Source organism: Streptomyces sp. DH10 (assembly GCF_029813805.1).
Lineage (GTDB): Bacteria > Actinomycetota > Actinomycetes > Streptomycetales > Streptomycetaceae > Streptomyces > Streptomyces coeruleofuscus.
In genome coordinates this window covers 178559-193549 of record NZ_JARVKU010000004.1, presented here as the reverse complement: position 1 = coordinate 193549, position 14991 = coordinate 178559, and the positions used below count along the sequence as shown (strand labels likewise).

The 14991-nt window shown below is 72.0% G+C and carries 10 protein-coding genes; 4 read left to right on the top strand and 6 right to left on the bottom strand.

Annotation, left to right across the window (positions count from 1 at the left end):
• The first annotated feature begins 123 nt into the window (after window positions 1-123).
• From QC385_RS10295 to QC385_RS10285, 3 genes are read left to right on the top strand one after another with little or no spacing between them, the layout of a single operon-like run.
• Entirely contained in the window at window positions 124-1953 is a 1830-nt protein-coding gene (locus QC385_RS10295) for a glycosyltransferase (RefSeq protein WP_279540957.1), read from the top strand.
• Window positions 1950-3674 (top strand): NAD(P)-binding domain-containing protein, encoded by a 1725-nt coding sequence (locus QC385_RS10290; RefSeq protein WP_279540956.1) that lies wholly within the window; start codon window positions 1950-1952, stop codon window positions 3672-3674. Before QC385_RS10295 ends, QC385_RS10290 begins: the two co-directional genes overlap by 4 nt.
• Before the next feature lie 5 nt (window positions 3675-3679).
• Window positions 3680-4504 (top strand): glycoside hydrolase family 16 protein, encoded by an 825-nt coding sequence (locus QC385_RS10285; protein WP_279540955.1) that lies wholly within the window; start codon window positions 3680-3682, stop codon window positions 4502-4504.
• Window positions 4505-4511: 7 nt separating this feature from the next.
• Here QC385_RS10285 and QC385_RS10280 read toward each other — a convergent pair whose 3' ends face one another.
• Genes QC385_RS10280 through QC385_RS10260 form a run of 5 tightly spaced genes read right to left on the bottom strand, consistent with a single transcriptional unit; the run spans window position 4512 to window position 9769 of the window.
• Window positions 4512-5336, bottom strand: coding sequence for a polysaccharide deacetylase family protein (locus QC385_RS10280; RefSeq protein ID WP_279540954.1), 825 nt, complete (start codon window positions 5334-5336; stop codon window positions 4512-4514).
• Complete coding sequence (locus tag QC385_RS10275) at window positions 5333-6313, bottom strand: glycosyltransferase family 2 protein (RefSeq protein WP_279540953.1); 981 nt, start codon at window positions 6311-6313, stop codon at window positions 5333-5335. Before QC385_RS10275 ends, QC385_RS10280 begins: the two co-directional genes overlap by 4 nt.
• Window positions 6314-6329: 16 nt before the next feature.
• Window positions 6330-7673, bottom strand: a complete 1344-nt coding sequence (locus tag QC385_RS10270) for a lipopolysaccharide biosynthesis protein (RefSeq protein ID WP_279540952.1) — start codon at window positions 7671-7673, stop codon at window positions 6330-6332.
• A gap of 15 nt (window positions 7674-7688) precedes the next feature.
• Entirely contained in the window at window positions 7689-8969 is a 1281-nt protein-coding gene (locus QC385_RS10265) for a glycosyltransferase (RefSeq protein ID WP_279540951.1), read from the bottom strand.
• Window positions 8966-9769: a glycosyltransferase family 2 protein gene (locus tag QC385_RS10260; RefSeq protein WP_279540950.1), complete on the bottom strand. Its 804-nt coding sequence runs from the start codon at window positions 9767-9769 to the stop codon at window positions 8966-8968. Before QC385_RS10260 ends, QC385_RS10265 begins: the two co-directional genes overlap by 4 nt.
• Before the next feature lie 157 nt (window positions 9770-9926).
• On the opposite strand from QC385_RS10260, the gene QC385_RS10255 reads away from it, so the two are divergent.
• Window positions 9927-11786 (top strand): glycoside hydrolase family 15 protein, encoded by a 1860-nt coding sequence (locus QC385_RS10255; protein WP_279540949.1) that lies wholly within the window; start codon window positions 9927-9929, stop codon window positions 11784-11786.
• 50 nt (window positions 11787-11836) lie between these two features.
• Here the strand turns inward: QC385_RS10255 and QC385_RS10250 are convergent, their stop codons facing one another.
• On the bottom strand, window positions 11837-14947 hold the full coding sequence (locus tag QC385_RS10250) for a putative bifunctional diguanylate cyclase/phosphodiesterase (RefSeq protein ID WP_279540948.1): 3111 nt from the start codon (window positions 14945-14947) through the stop codon (window positions 11837-11839).
• Window positions 14948-14991 lie beyond the last annotated feature (44 nt).

Below are 14991 nucleotides of genomic sequence, written 5' to 3'. Positions count from 1 at the left end.
ATTTTTAGCACTTATGCCGCATATCGGTCGGCATGGATCGCTGGTGTGTGCCGATGAAGGAAGCGCCGCGGGAGGCGCTCCACGGTCTGGTCGTCGCACCCCCCCTGTGCGGGAGGCATCTCCATGGGCAAGCGTTCGCCGCTGACGATGGCTCAGTGGGCGCCGCATGCCGCCGACGAGACGCGGCGACCCGGTGAAGTGCCGGCGGTACCGCCCGCTCGGCGGCGCATGACGGCACTGCAATGGGCGGCCCGGGCCGCCCTGCCCGTCGCGCTCGTCGTGTGGCTGCTGTCCCTGCGCCACGTGAACCTGAACGCCATGACCGACCTGGGCCTGCTCCAGGTGCTGCCGGTGCTCTTCTGGATCGCCCTCGGCCTGCTCGTCCTCGGTTTCTGCGTGGCCCTGTCCGACCGGCGGACCCGGGGCGGCTGGTTGGCCGCCTACGTCCTCGGCTTGATCGCGATCCTGCACGCCACGCCGGCCCTGCTGTATCCCACCCTCCGCTACGGCTGGGCGTGGAAGCACGTCGCGGTCGTGGACGCCATGATCCGCAACGGCGGCAGCGTGCCCGGTGCGAACAAACTCGACGTCTACGACCAGTGGCCGGGCTTCTTCCACCTCAACGCCCTGGTGGTGCAGGCCACCGGCCTGGAGTCGTCGCTGGGCTACGCCGTGTGGGCCCCGCCCCTCAACAACGTCCTGCTGCTCGCCCCGCTCCTGCTGATCTACCGGGCCGTGACCACCGACCGGAGACTCGTCTGGGGAGCCGTCTGGATCTTCTACTCCTGCTCGTGGGTGGGGCAGGACTACTTCGCGCCACAGGCGTTCGCGTTCCTGCTCTTCGTCACGCTGATCGCCCTCGTCATGGGGCAGTTGCGGGCCTGGGCGGAGCGATCTCCGGGCTCTCAGGGCAGAGCCTGGCCCGTCGGCCGGTACCTGCTCGCCGTGCTGATCATGGCGGTGGTCGTCTGCTCACATCCGCTGACCCCGCTGATGATGCTCAGCGCCCTGGTCGCACTGTCGCTGCCGCGCCGCAACAGACGCGTGCTGCTGCCGGTTCTGGGCGCCGGGGCCCTGCTCACCCTGGTCTGGGACGCCACCGTGGCGCGCCCGTTCGTCGCGGCCAATCTGAGCGAGTTCGTGGGCGCGCTGCTGGAGCCGGACTCCAACGTGGTCTCCGGGCTCGCGGCGCTGGGCGCCGCCGCCCCCGGGCAGGTGGTGGTCTCCTGGGTCGACCGGGGCCTGTCCGCCGCGGTGTTCCTGCTGGCGGCTCTGGCCTTCGTCATGCGGCGCTGGACCCGCCGTACGGGGATGCCGCTGCTCGTCCTGGCCCCGATGCCGGTCCTGGTCGCGAACTCCTACGGCGGCGAGATGATCTTCCGCGCCTATCTGTTCGCGCTGCCCGCCGCCGCCCTCCTCATCTCGGCACTGCTGTTCGAGTCCCGCAGACGTCCACGGCTGCGCGTGTTCGTGGTCGCCCCGCTGCTGCTGGCGATGCTCGGCGGACTGCTGTTCGGCTACTACGGCAAGGAGGCGGCGAACCACTTCACCCACGACGAGGTGGCGGCCACTCACTTCGTCACGGCCACCACGCCCCCCGGATCCCTGATCGTCTCCCTCACCTCGGACGTGCCAGGCCTGGAGATGAACTACGACAGACATCCGCGGATCCAGCTCAACGAACAGGAAGTCGCGGTCCGGCAGCGGCTGGTGAACGACCCGATCGAGGGGCTGAAGCCGTTCATCGACGGTGCCACGGTCCGCGAACCCGCCTACATCGTGCTCAGCCGCGCCCAGGCCGCTGAGTGCTACCTCAATGGCACCCTGCCCGCCGACACGATGCAGCGCATGGACACCGCGATGGCGAACACCTGGGGGTTCGTGCAGGTGTTCCGCAACAAGGACGGCGTGGTCTACCGGTACCAGAACCCCGATGCGCGGGAGGCGTCATGACCACGCTCCCCGCCAGCCTTCCGCCGCGCTGGAGATGGCCGCTGCGCATCACGCTCGCGCTGTCCGGCTGGCTCGCGCTCGCCGCGACCCTGGCACTGACGGACGCGGGCGTCCCGCGCCTGCTGATCGTCTGCGTGTTCCTGCTCCTGTGCCCGGGGGCCGCGGCCACGCGGTGGGCCAGGCCGACGCCCTGGCACGACCGGGGCTGGCCGTACGTCGTGGAGACCGCGTTCCTGGCCGTGGTGCTCAGCCTGTGCCTGGTGGTCCTCGCGGCGGAGCCGTTCTACCTCAGCGACTCCTTCACCACCACGCGCGTGATCGTCACCCTGGCGGTCATGACGTCGCTCCTGGCCCTGCTGCCCACACCGGGCAGCCGCCGACCCGGTGCGCGGCGCCCCGGTCCGGACGACGCACCGTCGGGACCCCTCGCCCGGCCGGCTCCCACCACGGGCACCGGGTACGGCTCAGGCGCCACGGTCCGCCCGGCACCCGGCGAACGGCCCGGCGGTTCACGCAGGCCGGACCGGCCGAGCGGCCGCGTCACCGTCGCCGTCGTCGGTGCCGGACCGTACGGCCTGGCCACCGCCTGCCATCTGCGCGCCGCCGGAGCACGGCCGCGCGTCTTCGGGGAGCCGATGGAGTCGTGGCAGGCCCACATGCCCGACGGCATGTTCCTCCAGACCGTCCCGGCCGCCTCCGCCATCGCGGCCCCGCGACGCGGCTATGAGTTCGTGGACTTCCGCCGGACACGCGGACTGGCCCGGGCAGACGACCACCGGCCGGTGCCGCTGGCGGAGTACGTCGACTACGGACGCTGGTTCCAGGAGCACCAGGTGCCCGAACTGGAGCCCTGCCGGGTGCACCGGATCCGGCATGCCGACGGCGGCTTCCGGCTGCTCCTCGACACCGGCGAGGAACCGCTCGCCGCCTCCGTGGTGCTCGCCACCGGCGCGGTGCCCTTCGCCTACATCCCACGGACGTTGCACACGTGCAGGGAGCAAGGCCTCGTCTCGCACAGCAGCGAACACACGGACCTGCGCCGCTTCGCGGGGGTGCGGGTGGCCGTCCTGGGGGCCGGGCAGTCCGCGCTCGAGTGCGCGACGCTGCTGCACGAGGCCAGTGCCCGGCCCACCGTCGTCGCCCGCACGTCGGCCGTTCTCTTCGACCCCCCGCCGTCGCCAGGAAGGGGCGACCGCTCCTGGCTGCCCGGCTCGCCGCCCCGCCGCGCGCTGCTGCACGCCATCAGCCATGGCGGAGCGGCCTATCGCCGGCTCCCCGCACCGCTGCGCATGGAGGTGCTGCGCGCCGTACCGAGACCCTCCGGCGCCTGGTGGCTGAAGGAGCGGGCGGCGGGCCGGTTCCCGGTGCTGGGCGGCCGTACGCTGGTCGCCGCCGAGCCGGGCTACGGAGTCGTCCGTCTGCGGCTGCTCGACCAGTACGGCTGGCCCGAGAACATCGTGGTCGACCACGTCCTGGCCGCCACCGGTTACCGGGTCGACGTGCGACGCGTGGACTTGCTGGAGCCGGGCCTGAGGCGGTCGCTGCGGGTCTTCGCCGGGGCACCGGTGCTCACCTCCGGGTTCGAGTCCTCCACGGCCGGCCTCTACTTCACCGGACTCGCCGCGGCCCCCAGTTTCGGGCCGCTGCTGCGGTTCGTCTCCGGCACCGGCTTTGCCGCGCGCCGCCTCACCGCCGCCGTCGCGGCAGGGAAACGGCGGTAGTCCCCATGTCGGCGCGACGGCTGCGAGCCGCCCTGGCCGCCCTGGCGATGACGCTGCTGCTGGCCGTGGGCTGCGGTGCCACCGAACCGGAGGCCCCCCCCGGGCCGAGGCCCGTTCCGCAGGACTGGGATCTGACGTTCCGCGACGAGTTCGACGGCTCCGGCCTCGACACGGACCGCTGGGCCACGTGTTACGACTGGAACGAGGACGGGTGCACCAACAGCGGCAACGACGAGGAGCAGTGGTACCTGCCCGGCCAGGTCTCCGTCGGTGACGGGCACCTGAGCCTGAACGCGGAGCGGCGCTCCACACGCGGCAGTGACGACAAGACCTACCCCTGGCGGTCCGGCATGATCTCGACCGGCCGGGACGACTGGTACGGCGAACCCCGGCACGTCTTCACCTACGGGTACTTCGAGGCATCCATCAAGATCCCCGCCCAGGAGGGCATGTTCCCCGCGTTCTGGATGATGCCGGCGTCCAAGTTCACGCCCCCCGAGCTCGACATCATGGAGTTCTTCGAGCGCACGGACCGGGTCATGATGTACGCGCACTGGCGCAGTCCGGAGGGCGACCAGCGGGCGCGGGGCAGTTACGGGCCCGTCCCGTTCCCCGAGAGGCACCATGTCTTCGGCATGCTCTGGGCCCCCGACGAAGTGAGCTGGTACGTCGACGGTGTCCGCAGGTTCCGCGTGACCGAGCCCGAGCGGATCCCCCACGTGCCCATGGAGGTCCTGATCAACCTGGCCGTGGGAGTGCCCCAGTCGCCGCCCCGGTCGGTGAACTCGGCCGAGATGACGGTGGACTGGGTGCGGGTCTGGCAGAAGTGAGGGACGGTCAGCGGGCGGGCGTGGGCAGCACGGGGTAGGGGTGGTCGATGCCGGCCCGCAGTCGCCGGTAGCCTCGCCAGGCCCTGGTCCGGGTCCGCTCGGGGAACGGTGCCACAGGCGCGCCCGCGCCCCGGACCCAGGCCAGGAACCGGTCCCGGGTGGTGTCGGCGCGCACCATCAGCCGGGCGATGCGCAGCACTTCGTCCGCGCCGGAGCTGAAGCCGTACCGGACGGCCGTCGCCGAGGCCCAGCCCGCCTCCTCCACCAGGCGGCGGACCGCGCGGTCGTTGTAGCCGTGGGGATAGGCGAAAGCGTCGACGCGATGTCCGAGGGTGTCCTCCAGACGGGCCTTGCAGCCCTCGATCTCCTCACGGGCGGCCTGCCGGGGGAGAGCGTCCAATTGCGGGTGGACCCGGGTGTGCCCGCCGATCTCGACGAACAGGTCCAGCTCCCGCACCTGACGCCAGGTCAGCATCGGCGCGGGCGGGAGGAGACTGGCGCTCTCCGGTGGCCAGGACAGTCCGCCCAGCGCGCCCGTGGTGACGTAGAGGGTCGCCGGCAGACCCCGGGCGGCGAGCAGCGGCGCCACGGTGGAGTGGAAGTCGGCGAAGCCGTCGTCGAAGGTCAGCACGGCCGGCCGGGCCGGCAGGGGCGGACCGCCGCGCAGCGAGGCGACCAGGCGCCGCAGCGGGACGACCTCCAGACCGTTGTCCGCGAGGAGGTCGAGTTGCTCGGCGAAGACGCGCGGGCTCACCGTGAACGGGGCGATCCACGAGGGCGGCTCGGCGGACACCGAGTGGTACAGGAAGACGGGCACGGGCTGGTACGTCATACCGGGCTCCCCTTCACAGGTGCGCGGTAGGCCGGCTCGGCGGGAGCGGGGACAGCGAGGCGCCGGGCGCGCACCGAGCCCACGGCGTATCCCAGGGCGGTGGCGCAGACACCGAGAGCCAGGGCGAGGGCGGTACGTGCCGGAGCGGGCCGGCCCGGGTGCAGGGCCTCACGGAAGGCGCGAGGGATGGTCGACTTGAGGTAGGCGCGCTCGCTGGACAGGGCGGCGGACCTGTTGCTGTACCGCGCCACCAGGGCCTTGGAGAGTCCCTCGGCGTAGCAGCGCGACCGGAAGTACGACCACGTGGCGCGTGCGGCGGGGACCCGGTGCCGGACGGCGGCCGAGGGGTCGTAGAGCAGGACGGCGTCCGGGCGGCGGGAGGTGATGCGCAGGCACAGTTCCGTCTCCTCGCAGCCCAGGGGCCGCGTACCCACCCGCCCCAGGTCCGTGCGGAAGCCGCCGGCCGCGTGGAGCGCGTCCTTGCGGAACGACATGTTGGCCCCGATGAAGTTGCGTACCGGCGCAGGCTGTTCGGGCAGTCCGCGGTACGAACAGCCGACCACCCAGTCGAACTCCGGGGGGAACCAGGCGGGCCGGTCCGTCTCCCACCACGGGACGACGAGCCCGCCCACCCCGACGACCCGCGGGTCGCGGTAGTCGCTCAGCAAGCGGTCCGTCCATGAGGGGTGGGCGGTCGCGTCGTCGTCGAGGAAGGCCACCACGTCCCCGACGGCCGCCTCGACGCCGGTGTTCCTGGCCCCGGACAGACCCTTGTGCTGCTGGTTGGGCAGCACGAGGACGCCGTGCAGCATACGGCCGGCGAGCCGCTGGAGTTCCGGGCAGTGGTCGACGACCAGCACCACGTCGTCCGGAGGACGGTGCTGGGACTGCACGGAGGTGATGGCGGCCTGCAGATCCTCCCAGCGGTCCAGCGTGTAGGCGCATACGACGACCGAGAGGCTCGGTTCGGTGTTCATGAGGTTCTCCCGGAGGTCATGGCGTGCTTCCGGAGGCGGAGACCAGCCACCGGGACCGCCAGATCAGCAACGGCGCGGCGATCAGGCACTCCGCCGCCAGCCAGGCGACGCCCGCGCCCGTCACCCCGAGCACCGGCAGCAGCAACTGGACCAGTCCGAGGACCAGCAGGCACAGGGCGATCTGCAGCCCGACCACCAGACGCATGCGGCGCCGGGCCCGCAGCACGTCCACGGCCACGCTGAACACCAGGTTGGGCAGCGCGGAGAGGGCCAGCAGACGCAGCAGGGTGGTGCCGTGCTCGGCGTAGCCGGGCCCGAACAGCTTCAGGATCCACGGGGCCCCCGCGACGATCACGGCGACACCGGCGGCCAGCATCATCCCCGAGTGGCGCAGCACCCGCAGCCCGTGCTCCGCGAGCCGTTCGGGGCGGCTCACCGCCTCGACGACCAGCGAGCTGCCCATGTTGCGCACCACCAGGAACAGCACGTAGCCGATGATCCAGGCGAGTGAGAAGTAGGCGCTCTGCTTCGCCCCGAGGGCGCTCAGCACCATCAGGGGCACGAGCGTGTAGGCGGCCATCCGGAACAGGGAGCCCGTGTAGTCGGCCGCCGCGTAGTTCAGCAGCCGCGGGGGGCGCACGGCGTCGGGGTTCTCCCGCTCGTGGCGCGGCACCGCCCGCCGCAGCAGGAGGTAGTTGGCGACGAGGAGGGAGATGAGCAGGGCTCCCGCCCAGGACAGCAGGATCCCGGTCTTCAGGGCCAGGAAGGCGCCGCCGGCCAGCAGCAGGATCTTGACGAAGGCGAAGACCATGTTCTCCGCCACGACCCAGCCCGGGCGGCGCATCGCCGTCAGTGCCCCGTCCTGAAGGACGAAGATGGTGTACGCGGCGGTCGCCGCCACGAACCAGACGGCGACCAGGGGGTCCCGCAGGAAGGCGAGTTCGGGGGAGAGGGCGGGGACGAGGAGGACGAAGACGAGGCAGACCAGAGCACTCCACGAGGCGGTCACCGCGTAGCAGGTGAGCAGCAGTTTGCGGGTCTGCCGTCCGGAGCAGGGCAGGAACCGGATCAGGAAGTCGTTGAGGTTGAGCTGGCCGATGTTGGCCAGGAGCAGGGACGCGGACAGAGCGGAGTAACTCACGCCCACGACCTCGTCGTCGTACCAGTGGGTGGCGAACAGCCAGAAGATCGCGCCGACTCCGGCGTTGACCAGGGAACTGATCGCCAGCAGATGACCGTTGCGCACCAGCGGCTCGCTGGGCAGGACGCGGGCGATCCCGGTGCGCACCGCCGCGGTCAGCGACCGCCCCCGACCCGGTGTACCCGTGGCCTCGGGCCGCTCGACTGTCTCCTGGGACACGTACACGGCGTCTCCTCAGACCCGGCCGCTGCGGTTCCGGCGGCGGCTGCGCAGATATCCGACCGGCCCGTAGAGCAGCCCGCGCAGTTCCAGGCGCGCGAGCCGTCGCGACCCTGCGGAGTCCGCCTCCGCCTTGCGGTGCGCCTGGGCCAGGGCGTATCGGATGCCCCGGGGCAGCCTGCGCAGCAGGGCCGGAATCATGCGGGGTTCGTTCACCAGGGCGCCGGTGAGGTACGCGCCGAGCCCGGCTCCGTAGCCGAACGCCTGGGCGTCAAGGGCGTCCCGGGTGCGGCGATGGCGGTGCCAGACGATCGCGTCCGGCTGGTAGGCCAGCGCCTGGCCCGCGGTCAGCACCCGGAAGAAGGCGAGCAGGTCGTCCCCGCCGCGGGCCGGGGTCCCGGTACCCGTGGCCGGGTCGAAGCCGCCCAGCGCCCGCAGCGTGGCGATCCGGAAGGCCATGTTGGTGCCCGAGCCGAAGCGTCCCGCCGTGAAGGGGAACAACGGGTCCTGCGGCGGGTGGCGCAGGGACCAGACGCGCGGCGCGTACCCCTTGGCGAAGCCGCCGTGGTGTTCCAGGGCCGCCTGGGCCGCCGTCTCCAGTTCGGCCGGGACGATGAGCCCGGTCACGCAGCCGATGCCGGGATCCTGGGCGAAGCCCTCCGCGAGCGCTGCGAGCCAGCCCGGATCGACCAGGGTGTCGTCGTCGGTGAAGGCGGCGATCTCGCCCCGGGCGGCGGCCAGCCCCCGGTTGTGCGCGCGGGCCAGGCCTGCCACCGGCTCCCGGACGAAGCGGACCCGGCCCTCGTACCCGTCGCTGACCAGCCGCTCGGCCGCGTCGTCGGCCGGGGCGTTGTCCACGACGATGACCTCGAAGTTGCGATAGTCCATGTGCAGCAGGGAGTTCAGGCACTCCCGGAGCATCGCGGGCCGGTTGTGCGTCGCGATGATCACGCTGATGGACGGCGGGGCCGGCGTGGGCGTCCGGGCGGGAGGCGCGGTCCGCGGAAGCAGGAACCGCCGCCGGGCCGTGTCCGCCACCGACCGCCACAGGTCCTCTGGCGCGCCGCTCTCCGCGCCGGCTGCCGTGACCAGACCCAGGGGCCGGCCGCGCAGCCGCACCAGCGCCAGTACCGGCGCCGTCGGCCGGACCGGACCCGGGCCTCCGGGCGGACGGAACTCGTACGGCCGCGCCAGATCCATGTCGACGACCCCGACCGGCGCGTACGCGGGCTCGGCCGGACCCGGGTCCGTCACCGGGGGGTGTTCAGCGGGCGCCGGACGCCGGGTAAGGCTCATGCCGGGCTCCTTCCGGCCCGCGCGGCGGACCGGGCCCCGGGCCGCTCCGACAGCAGCGTCCGCAGCACCCGTCGGCCGTCCGATATGGCGTGCAGATTGGAGCGGCCGCTGCGTCGCGGGAGTTCGAGGCTCGGCACCTCGGCGATGCGCAGGCCCGAGCGCAGGGCGTGGGCGATCATCTCGGTCTCGATCTCGAAGCCGGAGGAGTGCAGGTCGAGATCCTCGAGAAAGTCGCGGCGGAAGGCGCAGAACCCGTAGCACAGGTCCGTCAGCTTCGTGTCGTACAGGCGGTTGACGGCGGCCAGGAGCACCTGGTTGCCGAGCCGGCGGAAGCGGGTGATGTCGAGCGAGCCACCGCCGGCGATGAACCTGGAGCCCTTGACGAAGTCGAAGCCGTTGTCGAGGAAGTGCACGTAGTGCGGGATCTCCCCGGGCAGCATGCTGCCGTCCGCGTCCATCATCACGATGTAGTCGCCGGTCGCGGAGAGGAAGCCGGTGCGCAGGGCGTTCCCCTTGCCCGGGCCACTCTGCTCGATGTGGCGGACGGTCGGCAGGCACCGGGTCGCCATGTGGACCGTGGCGTCGACGGAATCTCCGTCGACCAGGATGACCTCGTCGACGCAGTCCGGGATCTGCTCGAAGACCCAGGGGATGTTGCGGGCCTCGTTCCGGGCGGGGACGATCAGGCTCACGGTGGCGCGGGGCGGGGGACGGTCGCCGGCCCGGCGCAAGGGATGCGGGGAGCCGTCGGCATGGGTGTCGAAGGAGGTGCGCTCGGTCAGCTGATGCGTGTTGTTCATGGTGCCGGTATCTCCGCGTCGGCGTCCTCAGGGAACGCCATATATTTACGGTGTATACGTACATCTTGCCCCTTTTGTCCCTGAGGTCAAGAGCAGTCCTGATATGACCGGCGTAGGGTAGAAAGCGGCAAAGTGCACGGCGGCGTAGCCCCCGATCATGAACGCACGCATCGAGGATTACGCCCTCATCAGCGATCTGGAGACGGCCGCCATGGTCGGCCGGGACGGGTCGGTCGACTGGTTGTGCCTGCCCCGCTTCGACTCGCCCGCCTGTCTGGCGGCCCTGCTGGGCACCGAGGACAACGGACGCTGGCGGGTCGCCCCCGTCACCGGCGGCTTCTGTGCCCGCCGCTCCTACCGGACCGACACGCTCGTTCTGGACTCCGTGTGGGAGACCGCCACGGGCACGGTGCGTGTCACGGACTTCATGCCCCCGCGTGCCGGCGTGCCGTGCATCGTCCGCCTCGTCGAGGGCCTGTCCGGCACGGTCGACGTGCGCAGCGAACTGCGGCTCCGGTTCCACCAGGGCCGCGTCGTCCCCTGGGTCCGGGAGGTCGGCCACTGCACCGTCGCGGTCGCCGGGCCGGACGCCGTCTGGCTGGGCGGCGACGGCCACGTGCGGGACGTGGGCGGCCCCGACGCCACCGTCTGGGACTTCACTGTCACGGCGGGGCGCCGACTGGCCCTCACTCTGGGGTGGACACCCTCGCGCCGGCCCGCGCCTCCCTCGCCCATGTCCGTCCCGGCGGAGACCGCCGTGAAGGAGACCGCCGACTTCTGGCGGCGCTGGGCAGCGAAATGCCGCTACCAGGGGCCGTGGCGGGACGCCGTGATGCGCTCCCTCATCACCCTCAAGGCGCTCACCTACGCCCCCACGGGCGGCATCGTCGCCGCCCCCACCACCTCGCTGCCCGGGTGTATCGGGGGCGAGCGCAACTGGGACTACCGGTTCTGCTGGCTGCGCGACTCCACCCGTGCCCTGTCCTGCCTGCTGCGCAGCGGATACCGGGACGAGGCCACGGCATGGCTGGGCTGGCTGGTGCGGGCCCTCGCGGGTGACCCCGCCGATCTCCAGACCGTCTACGGGGTCAAGGGGCAGCGGCTGCTGCCGGAGACCGAGGCGCCCTGGCTGCCCGGTTACGAGGGCTCCCGGCCCGTGCGGTTCGGGACCTCGGCGGTGGGCGGCTTCCAGCTGGACGTGTACGGCGAGGTCATGGACACGCTGTGGCTGTCGCTGCGCGCGGGGATCCCGATGGCGGCCCACGTCTGGGACCTGGTCGAGTCGCTCATGGGGTTCCTGCTCCGGCACTGGCGCGAACCGGACCAAGGGCTGTGGCAGGTGGGCGGTCCGCGGCGGCAGTTCACACACTCCAAGGTCATGACGTGGGTGGCCGCCGACCGCGCCGTGCGCATGGGCGAACTGCTCGGACGCAACAACTCCTCCGGGGAGTGGCGGGCCATGCGGGAGGAGGTGCACCGGCAGGTCTGCCGGGAGGGCTGGGACCCCGCCCAGGCCTCCTTCGTGCAGTCCTACGGCGCGCCGGGCCTGGACGCTTCTGCCCTGCTCATTCCCAAGGTCGGGTTCCTGCCGGGGCGCGACGAGCGAGTGCGCGGCACCGTGCGGGCCATGGGCCGTCTCGGGCGCGGAGGGTTCGTACGCCGGTACGCGCAGGGCGGCTCCGGGCAGGTCGGAGAGGACGGCACCGACGGCGCCGAGGGCACGTTCGTCTCGTGCTCTCTCTGGTACGCCGACGCCCTCGCCGCGACCGGGCATCGCCAGGAGGCTCGCGAGGCGTTCGAGCGGGTCCTCGCCACCCGCAACGACGTCGGTCTGCTGGCCGAACAGTGGGACCCGGACGCGGGCCGCCAACTGGGCAACGCGCCCAAGGCGTTCAGCCACATCGCACTGGTGGAGACGGCGTTCGGTCTGTCACCGCCGCCACAGTCATCGTCGGCGCCGGCATCGTCCCGATCGTCCCGCGGACGCCGTGGCACCGTGCCGGCCGCCCGGCGATGACCCGGCCCGATCTCGCCGATCTCGCCTCTCGCACATCCGCGCGCCCTCTGTCAGTCCTGTGCGGGCGCCCGCTCGGCGTTCCGCTGCCGCAATACGGCCTCGCCCTGCTCGAGCGTCAACGGCCGGGCGAACAGGAACCCCTGCCCGTACCGGCAGCCGATGTCCGCCAGCAGGTCCCGCTGCGGCTGCTCCTCGATGCCCTCGGCGATCACCTGGAGGCCGAGTGTGTCGGCGAGATGGACGATGCCCTCGACCAGGGCGACCTGCTGGGGGTCCTCCGGGATGCCGTCGATGAAGGACTTGTCGATCTTGAGTACGTCGACGGGGAAGTCCCGGAGGTAGCGCAGTGAGGAGAACCCGGTGCCGAAGTCGTCGACCGCGATACGCACGCCCCGGTCCTTCAGCGCCTGGATCTGCGCGTCGATCTGCTCGGTCCGCCGCATGAGCACCGACTCGGTGAGTTCCAGCTGGAGCGTGCCCGCGGCGAGGCCGGTGGTGTCCAGGGCGGTGCACACCTCGTCCAGGAAGGTCGGGTCCCGCCACTGCCGGGCCGACACGTTGACGCTGAGGTACGGCGGGTCGAGCCGTCGCGCGCGGTGCTGGAGCATGGCGATGTCGGCCGTGGCCCGGCGCAGCACCCAGGCGCCCAGCGTCGAGATGTGCCCGGTCTCCTCGGCCAGCGGGATGAACTGCCCCGGCGGGACCGGATCCGGCCCGAGTTCCGGCCAGCGGGCCAGTGCCTCGAAGCCGACGACCTCGCCCCCGGTCATGTCCACCACCGGCTGGTAGCGCAGGCCGAACTCCTCCTCACTGACGGCCTTGGCGAGCCGCGCCTGGAGGTCGTGCCGCTCCGCCACTCGGACCCGCTGCTGGGTCTGGAACCGGCGCCACGTGCGCTTGCCGGACGCCTTGGCCTCGTAGAGGGCCAGATCGGCGAGCGCCAGCAGCTCCCCGGCGTCCGTGCTGTCCCTCGCCGTGGCCACGCCCACGCTGGCCGAGACGCTCACCGACTCCTCGGCCAGGTGGAACGGCCGGCTGAGCGTGCGGACCACATGCGCGGCCAGCAGCTCGGCGTCGAGGGGCTCCTGGGCGTCCTCCATCAGCACGGCGAACTCGTCGCCGCCGAGCCGGGCGGCCGTGTCGGTGCGGCGCAGCGTCCCCGACAGGCGTTCGGCCACGGCACACAGCAGCCGGTCGCCGACCGCGTGGCCGAGAGTGTCGTTGACGATCTTGAAGTCGTCCAGGTCGACGAAGAGCAGACACGTGGTCGTCGCCTCCCGGTGGCCCCGGCCCAGCGCGCGTTCGGTCCGCTCCAGCAGCAGCGTCCGGTTGGGCAGTCCTGTCAGGGAGTCGTGGAAGGCCTGCTGGGTGAGTTCGTGCTCCAGCTGCCGCTGTTCGGTGACGTCTCGCAGGGTGACGACCAGACCGCCGACGGTCGGATCCCGTCGCAGGTCACGGCAGCGCACCTCCACCTCGATGAGGTCCGTGTCCCGGACCACGCGCCACTGGTCGTACGCCTCCTGCTGCCCGTTGCCGCGCGGGTCCGACAGTGTGCGGAACGCCCGGTCCCGCTCCCGGGGGTCGACCAGGTCCGGCAGCCGCGTCCCGGTGAGGGCGGTGCTGCCGAACACGGTGCGCGCGGACGGACTGGCGTAACGGACGGTGGTGTCGTCGTTGACGATGAGGATGACGTCCGAGGCGTTGTGCACCAGCGTGCGGAAGTAGGCCTCGCTCTCCTTGCGGATGACCTCCCGGCGCAGCGCGATGCGTTCCGTCGCCAGCCCCGCGTGCGAGGCGAGCAGCTCCAGCGAGCCGCGGATCTCGGCGAGTTGCCGCTCGGAGCCGGCCGCCAGCAGCGCTCCGGGGAGCTCGCCGCCGTCCGGCCGCTCGGGCTGGACCATGGGACAGACCAGGGCGGTCGGCAGGTCGCCGAGCCGGGCGGCGAGGCCCGGTCCCAGCGCGAGGACCGGAACCATGAGGGTGCGGCTGCGGGCGAGCGCGTCCGGCCCGTCCCGCGCGGCCTCCCCGAAGTCGGTGCCACGGGGGCGGAACGAGCGTGCCAGGCGCGCGTACAGGTCCGCTGTCTCCTCGGCCGGAAGGAGCAATGTCACGTGGCGGCCCTGCGGCCCGAACAGGGCGGTGACCGCCGCGTCGCAGGCCCGCCCGATCTCCTCCGCCCAGAACGCCCCGACCAGTGACGCGGCGGCGGTGCGCAGGGCGAGTTCCCGGCTCATGGCCCTGCGGTGCGCGACGACCATCAGGGCGAGCCGGAAGATCACCAGCAGGAACAGCACACCGGAGAACGCGGCCAGCACCGTCGCGTCGTGAACCAGGCCCTGGCTCTCCTCGTGGCCGAGGATCGCGGGCGGGATCAGTGTCGCGATGCCGAGCAGCAGCAGCCGGCGCCGGGGCGGCAACAGGGACTGCGGCGAAGAGTCCGACGTGGTCGTTCTCGCCATGGAGGGGTGCAGCGCGGCCAGTCCCCAGGCCGTGTAGAACACGATCCAGCCGGAGTCCAGCAGCGTGCCCGCCTGCCAGGTGCCGTTGAGCTGGAGGACGCCGTAGGCGATGTCGAAGCCGAGCAGGGTGAGGGTGCCCAGGACGAGCAGCTGGACGGCGCGGTTGGGGCGGGGCCCCGGGCCGTGGATGAGGAGCCGGACCAGCAGGGCCAGCAGCAGGACGTCCCCGAGCGGGTAGGCGATGGTGATCGCCCGCTGCAGCCAGTTCAGCCCTTCCAGCCGGGCCAGCGGCTGCACCAGGTAGACCCACACCGGCAGGGCGAGCCCGGCAGTGATGACCAGGGTGTCCAGCAGGCTGGGCAGGTCACGGTTCGTCCAGCGGTATCGCACCAGGCCGGACAGCCCCACGGCGAACAGGAGGTACACGAGGAGGTAGCAGGCGTCCGCCGGGGACGGGAACGGGTTCGACGCGGAGAAGTAGGCCTCCTGCGCGTTGTAGTAGGTGTCGCCCGCGGCGAAGACCAGCAGCCCGGCGGCCAGCACCAGCCACGACCGGCGGTGCGCGGGCCGGTGGACACGCACTCCGACGACGACCGCCGCCACACCCGCCAGTCCGATGAGGGCCCACAGCGGTGTGCGCAGGTACGGAACACTCATGTAGAGAACGGTGAGGACCCCGACCAGCGTGAGGTGAACGGCCATCAGCCGACGGGCAGGGAACCCGGTACGGCTCACCGTACGGGTCG

What these genes read in the sequence shown, in the direction of transcription:
- QC385_RS10295 (WP_279540957.1), top strand. Translation starts at nt 124, where the DNA reads ATGGGCAAGCGTTCGCCGCTGACGATGGCTCAGTGGGCGCCGCATGCC.
- QC385_RS10290 (WP_279540956.1), top strand. Translation starts at nt 1,950, where the DNA reads ATGACCACGCTCCCCGCCAGCCTTCCGCCGCGCTGGAGATGGCCGCTG.
- QC385_RS10285 (WP_279540955.1), top strand. Translation starts at nt 3,680, where the DNA reads ATGTCGGCGCGACGGCTGCGAGCCGCCCTGGCCGCCCTGGCGATGACG.
- QC385_RS10280 (WP_279540954.1), bottom strand. Translation starts at nt 5,336, where the DNA reads ATGACGTACCAGCCCGTGCCCGTCTTCCTGTACCACTCGGTGTCCGCC.
- QC385_RS10275 (WP_279540953.1), bottom strand. Translation starts at nt 6,313, where the DNA reads ATGAACACCGAACCGAGCCTCTCGGTCGTCGTATGCGCCTACACGCTG.
- QC385_RS10265 (WP_279540951.1), bottom strand. Translation starts at nt 8,969, where the DNA reads ATGAGCCTTACCCGGCGTCCGGCGCCCGCTGAACACCCCCCGGTGACG.
- QC385_RS10260 (WP_279540950.1), bottom strand. Translation starts at nt 9,769, where the DNA reads ATGAACAACACGCATCAGCTGACCGAGCGCACCTCCTTCGACACCCAT.
- QC385_RS10255 (WP_279540949.1), top strand. Translation starts at nt 9,927, where the DNA reads ATGAACGCACGCATCGAGGATTACGCCCTCATCAGCGATCTGGAGACG.
- QC385_RS10250 (WP_279540948.1), bottom strand. Translation starts at nt 14,947, where the DNA reads ATGGCCGTTCACCTCACGCTGGTCGGGGTCCTCACCGTTCTCTACATG.